The organism is Amycolatopsis coloradensis (assembly GCF_037997115.1).
Lineage (GTDB): Bacteria > Actinomycetota > Actinomycetes > Mycobacteriales > Pseudonocardiaceae > Amycolatopsis > Amycolatopsis coloradensis_A.
The window spans coordinates 5,505,510-5,523,115 of the sequence record NZ_CP150484.1 but is presented as its reverse complement, the minus strand read 5'-3'; the positions used below and the strand labels follow the sequence as shown (position 1 = coordinate 5,523,115).

Sequence of the window (17,606 nt, the reverse complement as noted above, 5' to 3'; positions counted from 1 at the left end):
TGGAAATTGACTTGGATAAAGTGCCTTTGAAATACCAGGGGCTCAACGGTACTGAAATTGCTATCTCTGAATCACAAGAACGCATGTCCGTTGTGGTTCGACCTCAAGATGCGGATGCCTTCATCGCTGAATGTGCCAAAGAAAATATCGATGCGGTTGTGGTTGCCACTGTGACTGAAAAAGCAAATCTTGTCATGACTTGGAAAAGGCCCCTTCATCGCAGTGGGGCTGCGTCTCAGGGAGTCGCGAAGCCGTTCTGCCGCCAAGCCTCGTACACGCTGATCGCAGCGGTGTTCGAGAGGTTCAGAGACCGGCTCGACGGCAGCATCGGCAGCCGCACCCGGTCGGTCACCTGCGGGGATTCCTGGATCTCGGCGGGCAGCCCCGCCGACTCCGGCCCGAACATCAGGACGTCACCGGGCTCGTACGCGACGTCGGTGTGCAGCCGCGTCGCCGAAGCGCTGAACGCGTAGACCCGCGCCGGGAGGAGCGCCGCCCAGGCGGCGTCGAGATCCGCGTGGACGTGGACACGTGCGAGGTCGTGGTAGTCGAGCCCCGCGCGCCGTAACTGCTTGTCCTCCAGCGTGAAACCGAGCGGCTCCACCAGATGGAGCTCGCAGCCGGTGTTCGCGGTCAAGCGGATCGCGTTACCCGTGTTGGGCGGGATTTCCGGGCGGTAGAACAGGATGCGGAACACGAGGGTTGATCGTCTTTCGTTCACGGGCGCTTCGCCTGAGCGCGGCCGGGTGGCCATCAAGCCGGACGAGCATGAGGCCCGCCCGTGACCATCCCACCACAGGAGGGCTTCATGCCTTCGCTCCCTCACCCCCTGTCGCGGCGTCGCTTCCTCGGATATGGCTCCGCCGGCGCGGCCGCAGTCCTGCTGGGGACCGGTGCCTGGAACGCCGCCGGCGCGATGCCGCTCGCCAGCGGTGCCGGTAACCCGTTCACCCTCGGAGTCGCGTCGGGTGACCCGTTGCCCGGCGGTGTCGTGCTCTGGACAAGGCTCGCGCCGAAGCCCTACGAGGCCGACGGCTTCGGCGGTATGCCGCGGACGCCGGTCCGCGTCGAGTACGAGGTGTCGCTGGACGAGCGCTTCCGCGCCGTGATCCGCCGGGGATCCGTGGTCGCCACGCCCGAACTCGGTCACTCCGTGCACCCGGAGATCCACGGCCTCGCACCGGACCACGAGTACTTCTACCGTTTCCGCACGGGCGGTGAGATCTCCCCGGTCGGGCGCACCCGGACGGCGCCGGTCGCGTGGTCGTCGCCGCGTGAGCTGAACTTCGCGTTCGCGTCCTGCCAGAACTGGGAGGCCGGGCATTTCACCGCGTACGAGCACATGGCGGCCGAGGACCTCGACCTGGTCGTGCACCTGGGCGACTACCTCTACGAAAGCGGCGTCACGGGCGTCGGCCGCGGAACGCCGGTGGGGCCGCAGTTCAAGGGCGAGACCTTCGACCTGGCCCGCTACCGGCTCCAGTACGCGCTCTACAAATCCGAAGCGCCGCTGATGGCCGCGCACGCCGCCTTCCCGTGGATCCACGTCAACGACGACCACGAGGTGGAGAACAACTGGGCGGGCGACATCTCGCAGATCGACAAGGAACCGGACCAGGACCGCGCGGTGTTCCGGCAGCGGCGGGCTGAGGCGTTCCAGGCGATGTACGAGCACCTGCCGTACCGCATCGCCCAGCTGCCGAAGGGCCCGGACGCGCGTCTGCACCGGCGGCTGAGCTACGGAACACTGGCCGACTTCACCATGCTGGACACCCGTCAGTACCGCGACGACCAGCCGTGCGGTGACGGCCAGTCGGCGAACTGCACGGAACGGTTCGACGAGAACCGCACCCTGCTCGGCTCGGAGCAGCGGAACTGGCTGCTCGACGGCTTCTCCCGGTCCCGTGCGCGGTGGCAGATCCTCGGCAACCAGGCGCCGATGGGCCAGACCGACACCGACGCGGGCGAGGCGACGAACGTCTACCTCGACCCGTGGGACGGCTACGTCGCCGACCGAGACCGCGTGCTCGCCGCCGCGCAGGACCGCGGGGTGCGGAACCTGGTGGTCATCACCGGCGACAGGCACCAGAACTACGCCTGGGACCTCAAGCGCGACTTCGCCGACCCGGATTCGCCCACCGTGGCGAGCGAGTTCGTCGGGACGTCGATCACCAGCGGTGGTAACGGCGCCGACATGACGCCCGGCGGTGAGAACCTGCTGAAGGCCAACCCGCACATGAAGTTCTTCAACAGCCAGCGCGGGTACGTCCGGGTCAACGTCAACCGGCAGCGCTGGCGGAGCGACTTCCGGGTGGTGCCGTTCGTCAACACCCCCGGCGCGCCGATCAGCACGCGCGCCAGCTACGTCGTCGAAGACCGTCGACCCGGCGTTCAGTCCGCCTGAGCGGGCAGGAGGGCGGCGTACACCTCGCGCACCGGCGCGGGTGGCGCCGCCTTCTTGAGCGTCTTCGGGTCGACGAAGACGTAGCGGGTCTTCACTTCCGTGCACAGGTCGCCGCCGCGGGTGATCTCGAAGTCGATGACCAGCGAGGTCGTGCCGAGGTGGTTCAGGTACACGGCCACGACCAGTTCGTCGTCGTAGCGGCAGGGCGCGCGGTAGCGGAGGTTGGACTCGGCGACGACGATGTCGACGCCGCGGGCCAGCGCTTCCTGGTGCGAGCCGAAGAGGGCTTTCTCCATTTCGAACATGGCCATGTCGACGTAGGCGAGGTAGTTGGCGTTGAACACGATGCCCTGCCCGTCGCACTCGTGGTAGCGCACGCGCAGCGGCATTTCGACGATCGGTTTCCGTGGCTCCGTCACGGTTCCAACCTACGTGAAGGGCTCCTTCCCTTGGCTTGGGGCAGGGGCTCGGCAAAGCCGCATGAACGCCGGCCGGTGTCGCTCTTGGTGATGCGAACTGGACGTCCGAACGGGGCAGAAGACAGGGTTTGAACGGGCGGTGTCCGCAAAGGACGCCAGCTGACAGGTGATGTCCGTTCGATGCTCATCTGTACGGTTTTCGATCGGGGCCGTGAGTGGCGATTCGGGTTCTATCGAGGGGTAAGGCAATAGTGGCGTGCCGGAGTTGGCGGCAGGAGCGGGACTCGCCGACGAGACATCTTCCTGACTGTCCATAAGGGACAGTTTCCGCGGTGTCGGTGTACGAGTTGAGCGATTTGTGCGGTTTGACGAGGGGGTCGTGAGTGGCAAAGAGGGTTAGAACCCTAATTGCCGCTCACGACCCCTTGCCAAACCGGTCATATGGCCTATGAAGCAGACATTTCGTCGCCGGAAAGCGTCCCTTGTGGACACTCAGGGCGCGGCTGACTCCCTGGCGGCCAGTCCAGAACCACACCGCGAAGGCCGCCTCTCTGCCTTGACCCAGTGAAGGGGTCCTTCATCGCAGAGGCTCGGTCACGCCACATTTGACTTACCCCTCCCTGTCACTCACGACCCCTTCGCAAAACGCTCGAATCGGGTACGGCCGCAGGCCACTGTGACGAGGCCCCTCCAACACCCACGTGACCAGCGGATAGCCGACTTCGCCGGACCCTGTGGCTTGAGGGAAGGAACCCTTCGCGTGGCTCAGTCGATGAAATCGATATCCGGGTGGCGCGGCGACTCGCCCTCGAACAGGTGCCGGTCACGGCCCTTCAGGTGCAGATCGAAGAACGCGCCGATGTAGTCCCGTTGCGCGGCCAGCGAACGACGGGGATCGATCGTGCCGATGACCGCCTCACGCTTCTCCGGCGCCACGCGCGAGCCGAGCTGCGGCACCACGACCTGCAGATCGCTGTACGCCATATGCGTGCTCCCGCCGCGCAGCAGCAGGTCTCGCTTCCAGCCCCGCTGGTTTGCCCAGAAGTCCGCCCAGCTGCGATCGAACTCGGGCTGCCGGTGCGTGTGCTCCAGCGGCTTCCCGTTCTCGTCGACGCCCTCGGCGCCCATCAGCAGGAACGGCCGGTCGAGACCGCGTTTCGTGACTTCGCCGGGCACGTAGGCACTGCCCGGCGGGTAGCCGAACGCGGTCGCCATGGCGCCGTCGAGGTTGATCCCCGCGTCGACACGGCGGTCGTGGACCATCGTCTCGCCCGCGGTGAACCCGCCGTAGGAGTGCCCGTAGGCACCGACCCGGGACAGGCCGAGTGACCAGCCGAGGCCGCGGGGGAGATGCCGCTTCTCCGCGTCGGGATTCTCGCCACGGGTGATCTTCGCCAGCTGGTCGAGGACGAACCGGCTGTCGGCGACCCGGGCGTCGAGTGCCTTCTTCATGAACTCGGGTCCCTCGCCCGGCGGAAGAGCAGTTTCGAGCCGTCCGCCGGGGAACTCGACCGCGGCGCTCTCGTAGGTGTGCGAGAGCGAGACGACGACGTAGCCGCGGCTGGCCAGATCGTCGACGATCGCCGAGTACGTTTCCCGCGGCCCGCCGAAACCGGGGGAGAAGAGCGCGACCGGCTTGGGCGCGCCGAGCGCCACGGGAACGCCGATCTCGGCGCGCCGCTTCGCCGACGCCCAGTCGATGGAGCCGACAGGGAGGCCGAGGTAGTCCTCGCCGGACAACGCTTGGTCGATGACACCGCTGATGCCGGGCGTGAGCCACGGAGCGCGCGGTCCGTCGGCGAACCGGTCCGCCGGATAGGTGACGGTGACCATGAGTTCCCGGCGCCGCTCCGGTTTCCACGGATCGGGTCGGGACGGGTCGACGAGATGGAGGTCGGTCGTGCCGACCTCGTAGTGGCCGGTGAGGGCGGGTGCGGTGAGTCTGGCCTGGTCGGCCGCGACGGCGGGGGCCGCCGTGGCGAGTCCGCCCGCGAGCGCGAGGCTCGCGATCAGCGCCGAACCCCGCACCACCCTGGTGTGTCTCGATGACACTGCTGGAGTCCTTCCGGATCGGGGCGGCCCGTCGGCCGCCTGGTTCCGACCCTGGCAGCGCGCCGGTGCGACGCGCATCCCTCTGAAGATGGAGCCCGGATCACCCGTGCAGGGCACGGTAGGCCGAGGCGGCTCCGGGATGCAGGGGCACCTTGCCGGTGCCGATCAGCGTCCGGACGTCGAGGAACTGGGTTCCCACCGCGGCCGCCGGGACGAGATCGGCGGCGTGCCCGGCCAGCACCCGGGTCACCGCCGCCGCGACGTCATCGGGCAGTGAAGGAGCCGCCAGCAGCAGGTTCGCGACGCCGATCGTCCGCAGCTCACCGACCCCCTGATAGGCCTGCGCCGGCACGAGGACCTGGTCGTACACCGGGCCGTGGCCCGCGCGCAGGGCGGGGAGATGAGCGTCCAGCGGGAGGAGGGTGATCGGAGTGGTCCGGTTCAGTTCGGTGAGCGCGGGGGTCGGGATCCCGCCGGACCAGAGCAGCGCGTCGACCTCGTGCGCCGCCAGCGCGTTGATCGCTTCCCCCAAGAGCAGGTTCTTAGCCTTCACCGGGACTTCGGCGCGGGCGAACAGGCGTGTGCTGAACACCGCGACGCCGGATCCGCTCGCGCCCATCGCCACCGGCCGCCCGGTCAGATCGGCGAGCGAGCGCACCCCGCCGTCCGCCCGGACCACGAGCTGGTGGTAGTTCTCGTAGACACGGCCGATGGCCGAGAACGCGATCGGGACGGAGAACGGCTCCGCGCCGGCGAAAGCGGACTCGGCGACGTCGCCGAGGACGAGTCCGAGATCCGCCCGGCCGTCCCGCAACCGCCGCAGGTTCTCGACGCTGGCCTCGGTGGCGACGGCCGTCGCGCGCAGCCGCGGTTCCGCCAGGTTCAGCTGTTGGGCCAGCAGTTCCGCGAAGGCGAGGTAGAAACCGCCGCTCTCGCCCGCCGCGATGACGACCTCGCGTTCCGGGCCCCGGTAACCCGCGGTCGAGCAGCCCGCGAGCGTCGCGAGCCCGGCCAGGAGAGCGGTGCGCCTGGTGACGGTCACGGCGTTTCCCCAGTCGCGAGAGGTAGTTCGACGTGGACTTCGAGCCCATGTGGTTTCGCTTCGCGCAGTTCGAGTTTCCCACCCCGGGCGAGCACGTGCTGGCTCGCGATCGCGAGCCCGAGGCCCGTTCCGCGCGGAGCGCCGTCGCCACCGGCGCGCCAGAACCGTTCGGTCGCGCGTTCGCGGTCCTCTGTGGACAGTCCGGGACCGTTGTCGGACACGAAGACCGTGGCCGTCGTGTCTCCGGTTTCGTAGCCGGTGGTGATCGTCGCGCCGCGTCCCGCGTAGTGCACCGCGTTGTCCAGCAGGACATCCAGGACTTGGGCCAGCTCGCTTTCCGTGCACCGCACCGGCACAGGTTCGTCGTGGCCTTCCGCCGCGGCGAGGTTCACTCCCGCGTCTTCGGCCGAAGGACGCCACGCGTCGACCCGTTCGGCCAGCACGGCCGGGAGGTCGCAGGGTTCGTCGCCGGACTCACCCGCGGCGAGTCGGGTCGCGGCGCTTTCCGCGAGCGCCAGCGCGAGCAGGCCGTCGAGCAGGGACTCCAGCCGTTCGACCTCCGCGACGGTCGCCCGGTAGGCCCGCTGGCCGTCCCCGTCGACCTGCGCGGCCAGCGAGTCCACGCGCAACCGCAAGGCGGCCATGGGATTGCGCAGCTGGTGCGACGCGTCCGCGACCAGCCGCCGCTGCTGTTCGGACGCCTCGACGACGGCATCGGACATCCGGTTGAACGACGTCGCGAGCGAACGCAGCTCACGGGGACCGGCACGGTCGGGGACCTGCGCGCGATGGCCTTCGGTCACCGCCTGCACGCCGGTCTCCAGTTCGTGCAGCGGCCGCACCATCCAGCGGGCCAGCAGTACCGCGAGCACCACGAACACCGCCGCGACCAGCACCGCGCCCGCGACGATCGCGGCCCAGCGGGCGGCGACGTCGGCCGCCGCCGTGGTCACCGACGCCCGAAGCACCACCACGCCGGCCACCCGGGTCCCGGTGCCCACCGGACGGGCGAAATGGACCGGATCCGCCGACCACGGGCTCAGCTGTTCTGGCCCCTTCGCGGGCTGATTGCGCAGTGCGGCCTCGACGAGCGAGCGGACCACTGGTTCCGCGGCCGTCATCCCGCCGGTTTCGACCAGCGGCACCCCGCGGGCATCGACCACCACGACCGCTTCGCCGTATAACGACGAATACCGCTCGGCGTCGACCGCCAGCGCGGTCGGGTCGGCGGCGTCGACGGCCTGCTGCGCCAGGACGACGAACCGGTCGACGTCGGCGTTGCGGGCGATCACGAGCTGCTGCGTGCGCTGCGCGGCGGTCGACCCGAACAGGGGGATCGCGAACGCGGCGACCACGGTCAGCGCGAGCGCGACGAGGACGACCACCAGCCGGGTGCGCACCGCTCAGTCCCGGCCCAGCCGGTAGCCGAAACCGCGGATCGTGGTCAGCAGTCCCGGCCTGTCGAGCTTCGCGCGCAGCTGGGTCAGGTGCACGTCGAGGGAGCGGGAAACGGCGAGGTACGCGTCGCCCCAGACCTCGTCCATGAGCTGCTGGCGGCTCACCGCCGTGCCCGGCCGGGCGGCGAGCACGGCCAGGACGGCGAACTCCTTGGCGGTGAGCCCGATGTCGTTCCCGCCGACCAGCACGCGCCGCGCGCCGAGATCGATCTCGACGTCCTCGATACGGACGACGCCGTCCTGTGGTGCGGCGGAGACGGCCGCGCGGCGCACGACCGCGTCCATCCGCGCCAGCAGTTCGGCCAGGCGGATGGGTTTGGTCAGGTAGTCGTCGGCGCCGAGCCGCAGCCCGCGCACCACGGACCGCTCGTCCCCGCTCGCGGTGAGCACGAGCACCGGCACCGGCGAGACCTGCCGGACCTTCCTGAGCACGTCGAGCCCGTGCATGTCGGGCAGGTCGAGATCCAGCAGGATCACGTCGGCCGCGCGATGCCGGTGGAGCGCGTCGCTGCCGCGGATCGCGTGGGAGACGGTGTGGCCGCGCGTTTGCAGCGCCTCGGCGAGCGCGTCGGCGACACCGGCGTCGTCCTCGACGAGCAGCACCCGCACGGCCACACCTTCCCGCCTAGCCTTCGCGGCCGGACACGAGCTCGGGCTCGGGCTGCTTCTTCTTGTCCAGCTCCGAGGTCTTCGAGGTTTCCCGCATTGTGCCGTACACGATGAGGGAGACCAGGACACAGCCCGCGACGTAGTAGAAGAACACCGATTCGTGACCGGCGCCCTTCAGCGCCTGCGCGATGAGCTCGGCGGTTCCGCCGAAGATCGCCACGGTGAGCGCGTAGGGGAGACCCACGCCGATGGCGCGGATCTTCGTCGGGAACAGCTCGGCCTTCACGATCGCGTTGATCGAGGTGTACCCGGTGACGATCACCAGTCCGGCCAGCATCAGCAGGAAGGCGAGCACGGGTTCCTTGGTGCCGCCCATCAGCGTCATGATCGGGACGGTCAGCAGGGTGCCCGCGATCCCGAAGAACATCAGCAGCGGGCGACGGCCGATCCGGTCGGACAGCTTGCCCGCGAACGGCTGAAGGATCGCGGCGACGAGGATCGCGCAGAACAGGATCAGCGTGACCGTCCGGCGCGGGATACCCGCGGTGTTCTCCATGAACTTCTGGCTGTAGGTGGCGAAGGTGTAGAACGACACCGTGCCGCCGAGGGTGAGGCCGACGACGAGCGCGATCTCCTTGGGGTACTTGATCAGCGCGCGCAGCGTGCCCTTGTCGCCCGCGTCCTTGCCGGTGCCGGACGCCTTGGTCTCCTCGAAGCTGGCCGACTCGTCCATCCCGCGGCGCAGGACCATCACCACGACGGCGGCGAGCGCGCCGACGACGAAGGCGATCCGCCAACCCCACGAGGTCAGCTGCTGTTCGGTCAGGATGGCCTGCAGCAGCAGCTGGAGACCCAGCGCCAGCAACTGGCCGCCGTACAGCGTGACGTACTGGAAGCTGGAATAGAAGCCGCGTTTGCCCGGAGTGGCCACTTCGGACAGATAGGTCGCGGAGGTCGAATACTCACCGCCGACCGAGAGCCCCTGGATGAGCCGGGCCACCAGCAGCAGGATCGGCGCGGCGATCCCGATCGTGGCGTAGGTCGGCGTCAGCGCGATCATCAGCGACCCCGCCGCCATCAACGTGACGGAAAGCACGAGTGCGCTTCGTCGCCCGAAGCGGTCGGCGAACCGGCCCAGCATCCAGCCGCCGAGCGGTCGCATGAGGAAGCCGACGGCGAAGACCGCCGCGGTACCGAGGAAAGCCGCCGTCGTGTCCTTGGTGGGGAAGAAGGACTTGGCGAAGTACGTGGTGAAAGCGGCGTAGGCGTACCAGTCGTACCACTCGACCAGGTTGCCGATGGAGCCGCGCAGCACGTTGCCGACGACTCGCCTCTCGCTCACGGGCGGCGAGGATGCGCCGATCCGGGTTGTCATCTTTGACCTCCTGTGTTCCGGCTCACGGTGAACAATCCGTGACGACCGGGCAAGGTTTCGGCGCGGTTCCTAACATCCGCTTAGGACGGTCGCGGTTACCCGGAGGTAGGGGTGGCGCGGCTCGGGCGTGAACCTGGCGAGCCGATAACCTCAGTGCCGTCAGTGCGACAGGACGAGGCGAGGAGAGCTCTGTGGGACGGTCGGTACTGGTCACCGGCGGCAACCGCGGCATCGGTTTGGCGATCGCGAAGGACCTCGCGGCGCAGGGGCACAAGGTCGCGATCACGCACCGCGGTTCCGGCGCGCCCGAGGGCCTCTTCGGGGTGCAGGCCGACGTCACCGACGCCGAGCAGATCGACGCCGCCTTCAAGCTCGTCGAGGAGCACCAGGGCCCGGTCGAGGTCCTCGTCGCGAACGCCGGCATGACCGACGACACCCTCCTCATGCGCATGAGCGAGGAGCAGTTCACCCGCGTGGTCGACGCCAACCTCACCGGCGCGTACCGGGTCGCCAAACGTGCCTCCCGCGGCATGCTCCGCGGCAAGTGGGGCCGCTACATCTTCATCTCGTCCGTCGTCGGGCTCACCGGGTCCGCCGGGCAGGTCAACTACGCGGCGAGCAAGGCCGGCCTCGTCGGTCTCGCTCGTTCGCTGGCGCGTGAGCTGGGCTCGCGCAACATCACCTCGAACGTCATCGCGCCGGGCTTCGTCGCCACGGACATGACCGACGAGCTCGGCGAGGACCGCAAGAAGGAGATCCTCGCCCAGGTTCCCTCCGGCCGGTACGCCGAGCCGTCGGAGATCGCCGCCGCCGTCCGCTATCTCGCCTCCGAAGAGGCCGGTTACGTCAACGGCGCGGTGCTGCCGGTCGACGGCGGCCTCGGCATGGGCCACTGACGTCCCCGTTTTCCCGTACCGATCGCAAACCACTCCGGACTGGAGGTCCCGTGCCAGGACTGCTCGAAGGCAAGCGCCTGCTGATCACCGGCGTCATCACCGACGCCTCGCTCGCGTTCCACGCGGCCAAGATCGCGCAGCAGGAGGGCGCGAAGGTCGTGCTCACCGGCTTCGGCAGGCTGTCGCTCGTCGAGCGCATCGCCAAACGTCTCCCCGAGGAGGCGCCGGTGCTGGAGCTGGACGTCACCAACCAGGAGCACCTCGACTCGCTCGCCGACCGCGTCCGTGAGCACGTCGACGGGCTCGACGGCGTGCTGCACTCGATCGGGTTCGCCCCGCAGTCCTGCCTCGGCGCGCCGTTCCTGGACGCCCCGAGCGAGGACGTGAAGGTGGCCGTCGACGTCTCGGCGTACTCCTTCAAGGCTCTCGCCGTCGCGACGCTGCCGCTGCTCTCACGCGGCTCGTCGATCGTCGGCATGGACTTCGACGCGCGCGTCGCGTGGCCCGTCTACAACTGGATGGGCGTGGCGAAGGCGGCGCTGGAGTCGGTGAACCGGTACCTGGCTCGCGACCTCGGCCCGAAGGGTATCCGGGTCAACCTGGTCAGCGCCGGTCCGATGAAGACGATGGCGGCGAAGTCGATCCCGGGCTTCTCCGAGCTGGAGGAGGGCTGGGGCGACCGCGCGCCGCTCGGCTGGGACAGCTCCGACCCGGACCCGACGGCGAAGTCCGTCTGTGCCGTGCTGTCGGACTGGCTGCCCGCCACCACCGGCTCGATGATCATGGTCGACGGCGGAGTGCACGCTCTCGGCATCTAGGTCGCAATTGCGCGTGAAGGCCCCCTTCCCTCGGTCGAGTTCAGTTCTGCCGCGCGCCAGCGCGTCCGTTGAGGGCGGCGGCGGGGGCATGGATGGACGAGGCAAGGGGGCCTTCACGCGTGTCAGGGGAGGACGGCGTTCGCGACGTGCCACGAGTCCTCGAGCATCAGGTACTTGGTGATCCGGCCGTCGTCGTTCACCTCGAACTCGATGGTGAAGGCCGTCTCGATCACCTTGCCGGTGCTGCGGATCGTCGAGCGGAGGCGGCCGATCGCGACGGCGTGCGGCCCGTCGGCGAGGACGCGTTCGACGTCGAACCGGTCCTTGACGAGGCCCTTGTCGAGCAGGTCGTAGAACTCGCGGATCTCCGCCGGATTCCGGCGCGGGCCGATCCACGGGACCAGCTCGGTCGCACCGGGGATGTCCCACGCGACGCTGTCGGCGAACAGTTCCGTGGCTCCGTCGGTGTCCCCTGTGGACATTCGGCGGAAGAACTCGTCAAGGATGGATCGGGTTCTTTCGGACATGATTCTCCTTACTGGGTGACGGGTTCGCGGAGCAGGAGGGTGTCGTCGGTGCGCTGGACACCGGCGGCGAAGGTGAGCGCGACGACGGTGGCGACCCCGAGCCCGACGCTCACCCACGCGACGCTGGGGTAGCCGAGACCGGCGTCGATCGATTCGCCGCCGAGCCACGGGCCGAGGGTGTTGCCGACGTTGAACGCGGCCGTCGTGCTCGCGCCGACGAGCGTGGGCGCGTTGCCCGCCACGGCGAAGGCGCGGACGTTCAAAGCGGGATTGACCCCGAATCCGGCGACGCCGAACAGGAACACGGCGAAGATCGCGACCGGGGTCGCCGGGCCGGAGATCGCGAGCAGGACCAGGGCGAGCAGGGCGACGGCGAGGCCGCCGTAGAGGGTCGCGAAAGGCCTCGCGTCGGCGAGCCTGCCACCCACGGTGATGCCGATCAGCGCGCCGAGCCCGAACAGCGACAGGACTCCCGGCACCCAGCTATCCGGCAGCCCGGCGACCTCGGTCAGCAAGGGCGCGAGGTAGCTGAAGGTCGCGAAGATCATCGCCTGCGCGAGCGCGATCACGCCGAGCGCCAGCCAGAACCGGCCGCCGCGGTAGAGCCGCAGTTCGGTCGCGACGTCGGCCTTGTCCGCACCGTTCTGGGTCTCCGGGACCAGGGCGAAGACCCCGATCAACGCGACGACGGTCAGCGCCGTGACCGCCCAGAAGGCCGCCCGCCAGCCCGCGTGCTGGCCGAGGAAGGTCCCCGCGGGGACGCCGGCGATGTTCGCGACGGTGAGTCCGCCGACCAGGATGGCCAGCGCGCGGCCACGGCGCTCGACCGGCACCAGCGCGACGGCGGTGGCCGCCGCGACCGCCCAGAATCCGGCGCAGGCGACCGCGCTGACGACACGCGTCGCGAAGAGCAGGGCGTACCCCGAGCCCAGCGCGCCGACGACGTGCGAAACGCCGAAGACGACGAGCAAGGCCATGAGGGTGGCGCGCCTCGGCACCCGCAGCGTCGCGATCGCGAGCAGGGGAGCGCCGACGACCATGCCGATCGCGAACGCCGAGATGAGCAGCCCGGCCTCCGGGATGCCGACGTTCAGATCGGCCGCCATCCCCGGAAGCAGGCCGGTGATCATGAACTCGGACGTGCCGAGCGCGAACACGCTCAGTCCGAGTACGCAGACTGCCAAAGGCACGGGAAGTCCCTCCAGTTTTGTATCGATCAGTCCAAAATGTGGCCAGCGTTAGGCACGGGATTCGTTCGAGGTCTTACTTCGCGGCGATCGCGTCCAGTGCGATGGCGGCGACGGACTCCATGGCCGCCCGGTCGGCGCCTCGGCGGGACATCAGCCGGAGGCCGGCGACGGTGCTGTGCGCGAACTCGGCGATCGCGCCGGGGTCGCGATCGTCGTCGATCGTCCCGTCGAGCTGCCCTTCCTTGGCGCAGGCCGAAAGAAGAGCGAGATGCCGCCGGGTGTCGGCCTCGATCCGCGCCTTGATCTCGGGGTCGCGCCCGCCGAATTCGGCCACCGTGTTGACCACGAGGCAGCCTCGTCCGTGGTGCGCGACCTCCTCGTCGATCGTGTACGAGAACAGGGCACGGAATCGCTCGACGCCGGTCCCGGATTCCTCCAGCAAGGCCGTCCTGGCCGCGATCCCGCGATCGGCATAGTGATCGAGCGCGCGCATGAACAGTTCGTGCTTGCTGGTGAAGGTGTTGTAGATGCTGCTGCGGCCCAAACCGGTGGCTTCGCAGAGGGCCTGTGTCGACGTGCCCTCGTAGCCGCGTGTCCAGAACGCGTCCATGGCGCGCCCGATCGCGGCGCGCTCGTCGAATTCCTTCGGCCTGGCCATGGAAATGACCGTACCAGGTTTTGGATCGATCGGTTCAAAATGGGCCGGGTCAGCGTGCGGGGCGCCATAGCGGCAAGATGGCAGGGTGGGTTACGACGCGCTGCTTTGGCTTTCGTTCGGTGGTCCCGAGGGGCCCGACGAGGTGATGCCGTTCCTGGAGAACGTCACGCGGGGCCGTGGGGTCCCCCGGGAACGCCTGCTCGAGGTCTCCGAGCACTACCAGCACTTCGGCGGGGTCTCGCCGATCAACCGGCTCAACCGGGACGCGATCTCCGCGGTGGAGAAGCAACTCGCGGCCGCCGGGATCGACCTGCCCGTTCACTTCGGCAACCGCAACTGGCGGCCGATGGTCGAGGACACCCTCGCCGAGATCACCGAGGCGGGCGCTCAGCGCGTCCTGGTCTTCCCGACGAGCGCGTACGGCGGCTATTCCGCCTGCCGTCAGTACGACGAGGACATCGAGCGTGCCCGCGCGGCGGTCGGCGACGGCGCGCCGGAACTGGTGAAGCTGCGGCAGTTCTTCGACCACCCGCTGTTCATCGCAGCCTTCGCCGACGCCGTTCGCGCCGCGCACGCGAAACTGGGGAACCGGCCCGGAACCCGCACGGTGTTCTGTGCCCACTCGGTGCCCGAGTCCGCCGACGCCGCGTCCGGCCCGCCGTCGGAAGGCGGACGGCGCTACTCGCGCCAGATCGCCGAGGCCGCGCGCCTCGTCGCGGCCGAAGCGGGGATCGAGACCTACGACGTCGTCTGGCAGTCGCGCTCCGGCCCGCCGCAGGTGCCGTGGCTGGAGCCGGACATCGTCGACCACATCGACGCGCTGCACGCGGAAGGTGTCACCTCGGTGGTCGTCTGCCCGGTGGGTTTCGTCTCCGATCACCTCGAGGTGATCTGGGACCTCGACAACGAGGCCGCCGAGCGGGCCGCGGAGCACGGCATGGGCTTCGCACGCGCCGCGACGCCGGACACCGACCCGCGCTTCGCCGAACTCGTCGTGGAGTTGGTTCGGGAACACACCGAGGGGCTGCCGGCGCGGAAGCTGTCACCGTTCCCGGCGGCCGGGTGCACGGTCAACGGGGCGCCTTGCGCGATCGGATGCTGCGAGCCCGCGAAGAGGCCTGCTCGCCCTTGAGCGCCCAGGCTTCGTGAGTGGTAAGGACGGTTCTAACCGTCCTTACCGCTCACGAGAAGCGGCGATCCTCGACAGGTGGAGGTCGACGAGGGCGATGGCCTCGTCGCCGGTCTGGTAGCCGAGCAGCACCGCGTCGCCCAGACCGGCCACCAGGGCGAGCAGGAGGTCGGCCTCCATGGCCGGGTCGCCGGTGAGCAGGAGGTCGCCGGCGTCCTGGCCGGCGACGAGCAGGGCCGCCACCGCGTCGCGGAGCTGGCCGTGCCCGGTCCGGAAGTGGCCGGCGATCTCCGGATCCTTGAGCGCGCGCACCACGAAGGCGTTCGCGACGAGCGCGTGGTCCCGGCCTGCCTCGTCCAAGGGGAGCAGGGCGATGAGCAGGTCTCGGACCCGCGGCTCGGACGGGGTGGCGATGCGCTCCTCAATGCCACCTCGCAGGGTGGTCGTCGCGTAGCGCAGCATCTCGTCCCTCGACGCGAAGTAGTGCTGGACGGAGCCCTTCGAGATACCGGCTTCGGCCGCGACCTCGTTCAGGCTGACTCCTTCGAGCCCCCGGTCGGCAGCGATGCGGCGAACGGCCGCGGCGATCTGCCGCCGCCGGTCCTCGTGATCGACTCGTTTGGGCACTCGTACTCCTTTTGGCAGTCCGATCGGATTGCAAACTTCTCACCAACTGGTTATAATCCGATCGTACCGTAAAAAGGAGGGGTGAGAATGAAGGTGGGCGGATTCGCCTCGCCGGAGGCGCGCGCCGAGTACGAGGCCGTCTACGAACGAGGTTTGGCGGCCTTGCCCGCGCCGACCGGGATCCACGATGTCCGGACGGCGTTCGGGGTGGCGCGCGTGCACCGGTTCGGGGAGCCGGGTGCGACGCCGATCGTGCTGTTGCCCGGCCGCGCGGGGACCGCGGTGATGTGGGAACCCAACCTCACCGCGCTGCTCGGGCACGGCGAGGTCTTCGCGGTGGACCTCATCGGCGAAGCCGGCCGCAGCGAGCAGACCGCCCCGATCCGCGACGCCGCGGACCAGGCCGCGTGGCTGAGCACGGTGCTCGCCGAGCTCGACCTGCCGTCCGTGCACCTGATCGGGTACTCGTTCGGTGGCTGGCTCGCGACCAACCTCGCCGTGCGGGCACCGGAACGGCTGAAATCGCTCACCGTGATCGACCCCGTGCTGACGTTCGGCGGTCTGACAGCGGGACTGGTCTTCCGCTCCACGCTCGCCGCGATTCCCGGAATCAACCGATGGACCCGCCCGTCGTTCCTCGACTGGATCTCCGGCGGCGCGGAAGTCGACGCCGCGGATCCGGTCGCGCGGGTGATCGACGAGGGGATGCGGACCTACCGCATCGCCCTGCCGTCGCCCAGGTTGTTCACCGATGAGCAATTGCGCTCCGTGCGGATGCCCGTGCTCGCCCTCATCGCCGGGCGCAGCGTCATCCACCACCCGGAACGGGCGGCCGCCCGCGCCCGTGAGTTCCTGTCGCGAGGTCAGGTCGAACTGTGGCCCTCGGCGACCCACGCCATCGCCGGGGAAGCGGCGGACGAGGTCAACGCACGTGTTCTGAAGTTCCTGTCCGAGTGCGAGATGGACTCGTGACCGCGCGCGCCAAGAACCCCACGCTGTCCTTGCTGCTCTGGGACGTCGCGCTCCCGCTGGCCGCCTACTACGGGCTCCGGCTCGCCGGACAGAGCGAGCAGGTCTCGCTGCTGGCCGGGGCGGGGGTGGCGGCGGCCCGGATCGTGTGGGTCGCCGTCCGGGACCGGTCCTTCGACGGCTTCGCCGCGTTGCTGGCCGGTGTGCTCGGGGTCGGGCTGGTGCTTTCGCTGGTCACCGGGGACGCGAAATTCCTGTTGCTGAAGGAATCCTTCGCCACCGCGACCGCCGCGATCGTCCTGCTGCTCAGCTGCTTCAGCCGTACGCCCATGGTGCTCGTCGCCGTGCGGGCAGGCTCCAGCGCGGCCAAACGCGCGGAGATCGACCGGCTCGGCGACGAGGTTCCCGAGTTCCGGCGGGCGTTCACCCGGATGTCGGCGGTGTGGGGAGTGGCGCTGCTGCTGGAGGCCGCGATCCGGGTGCCGCTGGTGTACACCTTGTCGGCCGACGTGATGAACGCGCTCAGCGTGGTCCTGCTTCTCGCCGTCATCGGCGGGCTTTCGCTGTGGTCCGTACGCTATGCCGAGAAAGTCCAGAAAAAGCACACAGTGACCACGTGAACCGCTACGGGTGCCTGTCCGCCTGTTCGGCGAACACTCGCACCGCTTCGTTGATCGCCGCGTAGCGGGCGTTGCGGACCGCTTCGGTCAGCGGCCGCAGCGCCTCCGCCCGCCGGAGCGCCGCCGACGAGGAGAGCGCGCCGCCCGGGTCGTCGGATTCGGCGATGGCGAGGATCGCCGCGATCTCCTGGGAACGCTGGAGTACCCGCAGCGCCCGGCTGGGCATCCCGGCGGGCCAGGGCGCGTCGGTGGCGGCCCGCAGCCGCGCCGAGAGTTCCGCCCGCACCCCTGGCCGCTCGCTGGCGACGTCCAGCGCCTGCAACGCGCCCGCACTCGCGCGGATCGCGTCGGTCAGACCGTGTTCGGCCTCACCCAGCGGGCGGTATTCGAGGACACCTGGCATGGGCACCGAGTACACCGTCCACCGCATGAGCCCCTCGGCGATCGCCTCGGGGACCACGCCGTAGCCGAGGTCCGGCAGCAGGACGGCCTCTCCGATCCGCAGCGCGGCCTCCGTGAACGGCCCGCCGCCACCCAGGCCCCGGACGTCGCCGGGTACCGGGAGCAGCAGCTGCATGCTCTTGGCACCCTGCGCGCGCAGGGCGAGCAGCAGCTGGACCGGGGTCGCGGCCCGGTTGAACGCGAGTGGCAGGTCGAACGCTTCGGCGGCCGCCGCGTCCGCGGCGACGAAGTCATGGGCTTCGCCCCAGACCTGCAGGGCGTCAAGGACGTCGTCGGAGGCGGCGGCTCCGTTCAGCCACGCCGAAGACCAGACCGCGAGGGTCGCACTAGGACGGCACACCGGATTGATTTT

18 protein-coding genes and 1 pseudogene are annotated in these 17,606 nt (G+C 69.4%); 7 read left to right on the top strand and 12 right to left on the bottom strand.

Features of this window, described 5'->3' with window-relative positions:
* Positions 1-20: 20 nt before the first annotated feature.
* Positions 21-146, top strand: a pseudogene (locus tag LCL61_RS42675) (AIR synthase-related protein); the annotation flags it as partial.
* Positions 147-235: 89 nt separating this feature from the next.
* Here the strand turns inward: LCL61_RS42675 and LCL61_RS25910 are convergent.
* On the bottom strand, positions 236-697 hold the full coding sequence (locus tag LCL61_RS25910) for a tRNA (cytidine(34)-2'-O)-methyltransferase (protein ID WP_037337394.1): 462 nt from the start codon (positions 695-697) through the stop codon (positions 236-238).
* 111 nt (positions 698-808) lie between these two features.
* On the opposite strand from LCL61_RS25910, the gene LCL61_RS25905 reads away from it, so the two are divergent.
* Positions 809-2,404 carry an alkaline phosphatase D family protein gene (locus tag LCL61_RS25905; protein WP_340682126.1) on the top strand — a complete coding sequence of 532 codons (1,596 nt, stop codon included), beginning with the start codon at positions 809-811 and terminating at the stop codon, positions 2,402-2,404.
* Here LCL61_RS25905 and LCL61_RS25900 read toward each other — a convergent pair.
* From LCL61_RS25900 to LCL61_RS25875, 6 genes are all read right to left on the bottom strand, one after another.
* On the bottom strand, positions 2,392-2,823 hold the full coding sequence (locus LCL61_RS25900; protein ID WP_340682125.1) for a thioesterase family protein: 432 nt from the start codon (positions 2,821-2,823) through the stop codon (positions 2,392-2,394). The genes LCL61_RS25905 and LCL61_RS25900 overlap by 13 nt on opposite strands.
* 765 nt (positions 2,824-3,588) lie before the next feature.
* Positions 3,589-4,875, bottom strand: a complete 1,287-nt coding sequence (locus LCL61_RS25895; protein WP_340682124.1) for a lipase — start codon at positions 4,873-4,875, stop codon at positions 3,589-3,591.
* A gap of 100 nt (positions 4,876-4,975) precedes the next feature.
* Entirely contained in the window at positions 4,976-5,917 is a 942-nt protein-coding gene (locus tag LCL61_RS25890) for a TAXI family TRAP transporter solute-binding subunit (RefSeq protein ID WP_340682123.1), read from the bottom strand.
* Complete coding sequence (locus LCL61_RS25885; protein WP_340682122.1) at positions 5,914-7,317, bottom strand: HAMP domain-containing sensor histidine kinase; 1,404 nt, start codon at positions 7,315-7,317, stop codon at positions 5,914-5,916. Before LCL61_RS25885 ends, LCL61_RS25890 begins: the two co-directional genes overlap by 4 nt.
* A gap of 3 nt (positions 7,318-7,320) precedes the next feature.
* Positions 7,321-7,989, bottom strand: a complete 669-nt coding sequence (locus LCL61_RS25880) for a response regulator transcription factor (RefSeq protein ID WP_340682121.1) — start codon at positions 7,987-7,989, stop codon at positions 7,321-7,323.
* A 10-nt stretch (positions 7,990-7,999) separates the two neighbouring features.
* Positions 8,000-9,358, bottom strand: coding sequence for an MFS transporter (locus LCL61_RS25875; RefSeq protein ID WP_340682120.1), 1,359 nt, complete (start codon positions 9,356-9,358; stop codon positions 8,000-8,002).
* Between the two features lie 191 nt (positions 9,359-9,549).
* On the opposite strand from LCL61_RS25875, the gene fabG reads away from it, so the two are divergent.
* Complete coding sequence (fabG, locus tag LCL61_RS25870; RefSeq protein WP_016334125.1) at positions 9,550-10,254, top strand: beta-ketoacyl-ACP reductase; 705 nt, start codon at positions 9,550-9,552, stop codon at positions 10,252-10,254.
* Between the two features lie 50 nt (positions 10,255-10,304).
* Positions 10,305-11,072, top strand: a complete 768-nt coding sequence (fabI, locus tag LCL61_RS25865) for an enoyl-ACP reductase FabI (RefSeq protein WP_034306560.1) — start codon at positions 10,305-10,307, stop codon at positions 11,070-11,072.
* A 122-nt stretch (positions 11,073-11,194) separates the two neighbouring features.
* Here the strand turns inward: fabI and LCL61_RS25860 are convergent, their stop codons facing one another.
* The 3 genes from LCL61_RS25860 to LCL61_RS25850 form a co-directional block, all read right to left on the bottom strand.
* Positions 11,195-11,599, bottom strand: a complete 405-nt coding sequence (locus LCL61_RS25860) for a nuclear transport factor 2 family protein (RefSeq protein ID WP_340682119.1) — start codon at positions 11,597-11,599, stop codon at positions 11,195-11,197.
* A gap of 8 nt (positions 11,600-11,607) precedes the next feature.
* Positions 11,608-12,789: a Cmx/CmrA family chloramphenicol efflux MFS transporter gene (locus LCL61_RS25855; protein WP_340682118.1), complete on the bottom strand. Its 1,182-nt coding sequence runs from the start codon at positions 12,787-12,789 to the stop codon at positions 11,608-11,610.
* A gap of 73 nt (positions 12,790-12,862) precedes the next feature.
* Positions 12,863-13,447 (bottom strand): TetR/AcrR family transcriptional regulator, encoded by a 585-nt coding sequence (locus LCL61_RS25850; RefSeq protein ID WP_340682117.1) that lies wholly within the window; start codon positions 13,445-13,447, stop codon positions 12,863-12,865.
* 85 nt (positions 13,448-13,532) lie between these two features.
* Here LCL61_RS25850 and LCL61_RS25845 point away from each other — a divergent pair, with 85 nt between their 5' ends.
* Positions 13,533-14,579 carry a ferrochelatase gene (locus LCL61_RS25845; protein WP_340682116.1) on the top strand — a complete coding sequence of 349 codons (1,047 nt, stop codon included), beginning with the start codon at positions 13,533-13,535 and terminating at the stop codon, positions 14,577-14,579.
* A gap of 42 nt (positions 14,580-14,621) precedes the next feature.
* On the opposite strand, the gene LCL61_RS25840 is transcribed toward LCL61_RS25845, so the two are convergent.
* Positions 14,622-15,203: a TetR/AcrR family transcriptional regulator gene (locus LCL61_RS25840; RefSeq protein ID WP_340682115.1), complete on the bottom strand. Its 582-nt coding sequence runs from the start codon at positions 15,201-15,203 to the stop codon at positions 14,622-14,624.
* Positions 15,204-15,290: 87 nt separating this feature from the next.
* Here LCL61_RS25840 and LCL61_RS25835 point away from each other — a divergent pair, with 87 nt between their 5' ends.
* Both LCL61_RS25835 and LCL61_RS25830 read left to right on the top strand, forming a co-directional pair.
* Complete coding sequence (locus LCL61_RS25835; protein WP_340682114.1) at positions 15,291-16,175, top strand: alpha/beta hydrolase; 885 nt, start codon at positions 15,291-15,293, stop codon at positions 16,173-16,175.
* On the top strand, positions 16,172-16,792 hold the full coding sequence (locus LCL61_RS25830) for a VC0807 family protein (RefSeq protein ID WP_340682113.1): 621 nt from the start codon (positions 16,172-16,174) through the stop codon (positions 16,790-16,792). Before LCL61_RS25835 ends, LCL61_RS25830 begins: the two co-directional genes overlap by 4 nt.
* Positions 16,793-16,796: 4 nt before the next feature.
* On the opposite strand, the gene LCL61_RS25825 is transcribed toward LCL61_RS25830, so the two are convergent.
* Positions 16,797-17,594, bottom strand: coding sequence for a hypothetical protein (locus LCL61_RS25825; protein ID WP_340682112.1), 798 nt, complete (start codon positions 17,592-17,594; stop codon positions 16,797-16,799).
* Positions 17,595-17,606 lie beyond the last annotated feature (12 nt).

Bases quoted from the DNA above. Each gene is read 5' to 3' on its own strand.
- LCL61_RS25850 (WP_340682117.1), bottom strand. From the start codon at position 13,447: ATGGCCAGGCCGAAGGAATTCGACGAGCGCGCCGCGATCGGGCGCGCC.
- LCL61_RS25905 (WP_340682126.1), top strand. From the start codon at position 809: ATGCCTTCGCTCCCTCACCCCCTGTCGCGGCGTCGCTTCCTCGGATAT.
- LCL61_RS25860 (WP_340682119.1), bottom strand. From the start codon at position 11,599: ATGTCCGAAAGAACCCGATCCATCCTTGACGAGTTCTTCCGCCGAATG.
- LCL61_RS25875 (WP_340682120.1), bottom strand. From the start codon at position 9,358: ATGACAACCCGGATCGGCGCATCCTCGCCGCCCGTGAGCGAGAGGCGA.
- LCL61_RS25835 (WP_340682114.1), top strand. From the start codon at position 15,291: ATGAAGGTGGGCGGATTCGCCTCGCCGGAGGCGCGCGCCGAGTACGAG.